This is a genomic window from Streptomyces canus (assembly GCF_001514145.1).
In the GTDB taxonomy this organism is placed as follows: domain Bacteria; phylum Actinomycetota; class Actinomycetes; order Streptomycetales; family Streptomycetaceae; genus Streptomyces; species Streptomyces canus.
Genome location: NZ_KQ948711.1, coordinates 1 through 2,996, shown reverse-complemented (window position 1 = coordinate 2,996; position 2,996 = coordinate 1). Strand labels below are relative to the sequence as shown.

3 protein-coding genes are annotated in these 2,996 nt (G+C 68.5%); 1 reads left to right on the top strand and 2 read right to left on the bottom strand.

Features of this window, described 5'->3' with window-relative positions; all coding sequences use genetic code 11:
* Positions 1 to 329: IS3 family transposase (locus AQJ46_RS51150; protein WP_063803987.1), on the bottom strand; the 329-nt coding region annotated here is incomplete at its 3' end.
* Positions 330 to 855: 526 nt separating this feature from the next.
* Here AQJ46_RS51150 and AQJ46_RS51145 point away from each other — a divergent pair.
* Positions 856 to 1,197 carry a hypothetical protein gene (locus AQJ46_RS51145; protein ID WP_059212211.1) on the top strand — a complete coding sequence of 114 codons (342 nt, stop codon included), beginning with the start codon at positions 856 to 858 and terminating at the stop codon, positions 1,195 to 1,197.
* Positions 1,198 to 1,468: 271 nt separating this feature from the next.
* On the opposite strand, the gene AQJ46_RS51140 is transcribed toward AQJ46_RS51145, so the two are convergent.
* Entirely contained in the window at positions 1,469 to 1,840 is a 372-nt protein-coding gene (locus AQJ46_RS51140) for an STAS domain-containing protein (protein ID WP_059212210.1), read from the bottom strand.
* Between the last annotated feature and the right edge of the window lie 1,156 nt (positions 1,841 to 2,996).

Sequence of the window (2,996 nt, the reverse complement as noted above, 5' to 3'; positions counted from 1 at the left end):
CCCCGTCCCCGGCCGGCTCCTGAACGAGCGGGTAGATCCTTTCCCGGCAGATGCGCCTGCGACAGATAGGCCGCGGCCCGCCGCAGGACCTCGTTCTCCTGCTCCAGCAGCTTGATCCGCCGACGTGCTTCCCGCAGTTCCGCGTTCTCCTGGCTGGTCGTTCCGGGCTTGGTCCCGTCGTCGATATCCGCGCGGCGCAGCCATTTCCACAGCGTCATCGGATGGACTCCGAAGTCGGTGGCCACCTGCTCGACCGTCACACCCGGGCCGCGGTTCCTCGCGACCCGCACGACGTCCTGGCGGAACTCTTCCGGATAAGGCTTGGGCACAGCGACATCCTTCCCACCAGCCCTACAGGGCAAGCCAGTTCAGATGTCACCCGATCGTGCGGCAGACCCTTCCGTCGGCTTCGCGGGGTGATGGAGGAGCAGGCTGGGCGGCAGCCGTCGCGGGTGGCGTGGGAGACATGGGAGGCGGAGATGGGCCGTGCCGCTGTAGCCCGGCTCAACTTTCAACTGGCCTGTATCTGGGGCTTGAGAGCGACCCCGTCCACGGACAGTGAGGAGCCGTACGGATGATGACGGACTTCCTGAAGTGGGAGTCGGACAGGAAGCCCAGCGGCAGCAAGGAACATCCGCCGCATCGGAGCCTCAGCATGAAGGTAGACGGAGACAGAGCGGGACTTCCCCGATTGGGGAAGTCCCGCGTCCTGGGCGGTACCACCTGTTTCCGTATCGAACAGGACCGCACCCCGCGAACCGCGGCGCACCAAGACGAACTGCGGGCACCGCGCCCGCGCCGCCTCGGGCCATAGAGCTCTACAACGATCGGCGCGACACTGGCGGTCCCCAACAGATGTCCCAGCGCGCCTTCGAACTTGACCTCGTCACCCTGGTGCAAGCAGCCGCGGCCTGGGCGGCAGAGACCGGAGCGTTCGGCGACCTGATGCTGTCAGCGGCACTGCACCGCTACGACGGCAGAGACAAACTCGTGCGACTGGTTGTGACCGAAGATGTCTTCCAACCCGGCCCGGCCCTACCGTTTCCCACCACTCCCGCGCAGACCACGGGTGATCTCGCCGCCATCGTTATCGACAAGCGGGAAGCAGTTGTTGTGGCCTGCGCTCTCGCTTCTGACCTGCTGGCCGACATGGGAGGCCACCAGCCGCACATCCTGACCCTGACGGGGAAATTCTGACGGACCGACTCAATGACGGGCTCGGACGCTGGCGCAGCTGACCCGGGCAACCTCCCGGCAGCGCGAAGGCTGCCCAGGACCGCCCGGGCAAGCCCTCATTGTCGGTGGCGGCTGCGAGGCTGGACGACATGGACAGCGACGCAGCAGGTCACCGCGTCACTGTGGGTGGTGGCAGGCAGCTGCTGCTCGGGTGCCGGTGGTGCGGGCCACGCAAACATCAAACTGCACACGGTCACCGGGGGCGCTGGTCGGCTGGGCGCTGGGTCACGCGTTAGGCATCAGAGGTCAGGGCCTGCTCGACGCTGGGGTAGCAGGCGATGAGTGTGTCGATGCCGACCAGCTGCATGACGTGCAGGACGGGTTTTTGCGCGGCGGCGATACGCAGCCACCCCTCGGTAGCGCTGACGGCCTGGGAGGCGGTGACGAAGATGTTGATGCCGGTGGAGTCCATGAAGGTCACGCCGCCGAGGTCCACCACGATCTGCGACGGTGGCGCCGCGCCGTACCCGGACAGCAGGGCTGCGCTGAGCAGTTCCCTGACGTGGTGGTCGATCTCGCCCTCTACGGTCACGACCCGCACGCCGTCGAACGTGCGGTGGACGGCGGAGAACCGGTCCGAGCGATCTGTGTCCTTGTCGCTCACGGTCTCCTCGACTGCGTTGGGGCCTGCCCGGGCTGGGCGTGCACGACGATTCTGCCCCACCGCCGGACCCCATGCGGCCAGAGGATGCTGCCGAATAACATGCCACTGACATCTATGACGGCATCGGGGGTAGGGGCGCGCTCGTGAACCAGGAATGAACGCGTCCCAGGCATCCCATGACGGCGGTGACGGCTGTGGCGAGCCGGAAGAGCACCTGAGACGCGTCGGCTACGCCCTGGACGGAGACGGCGGCTGCATCTCCGAGGCCCGCCAGCACGCCGTCGCCTTCCTCGAGCAGGGCGCCCGGAGGGTGCGTCAGGCCCCGTACTGGACTGCGGAGCAGGCCTGTACGGGACGATCCGGCGGGTGGTGGTGGCTCACGGCGCGTACGACATGGACACGATTGCTCCTTTCGCTCAGGCGCTGGACGGTTCGCACCCGCCAGCGGATCCCGTCAATCAGCCTCCGTCGACACGCTGACGGCCTACCGACCTGCACAACGGGCAACAACGCTGCCGCCCGCCGTCCGCGTGCTGGCAGGCGCCCCGCGCGTGGGAGCCGTAACCTTCGGCTCCGCCTCCACCGGCAGGGCGATCAAGACACTGCGCGGGGCGGCGGCCCGCCTGGGCATACGGACGCCATGAGTGCCGCCGACGACACACAAAGACCTTAGGGTACCTTTGCGAATACCGGTCTGCGGATGCGGCCACCTTTCCGGTCAGTGCCCGTCGTCGAGCATCTCGGGCGTCAGGTCGCCGCGTACCCGCCGCACACGCGGCCGGTGGCGATATCGGCCGAACTCCAGCCGCGGCTGGTCAGCCTCGATCTCGACCACGACCCGGCCGGAAGTGCACCGGTTCGGCGCCGGACAGCCCGCCCACCGTGCCCGGCAGCTCGCGCATCTCGTCACCGGCCGCGCGCAAGAGAGGCGCCACGGCCAGGCGGACCCGTTGAGTGAGCGGCAGACTGACGCCCACCGCCCGCATCCGGCCGCCCGTTGGCCGGCCCAGCACGAGGGCCTGCGTCGCTGGTGTCCTGCCGGTCACCCCGATGACCACCGCCCCGCGGTGTGGCGCTCGCGCCACTTCACCCAGCCCGAGGTCAGGCCGGCGGCATAGGGTGCGTCGGTCCGCTTGCTCACCAGGCCTTCCACGCC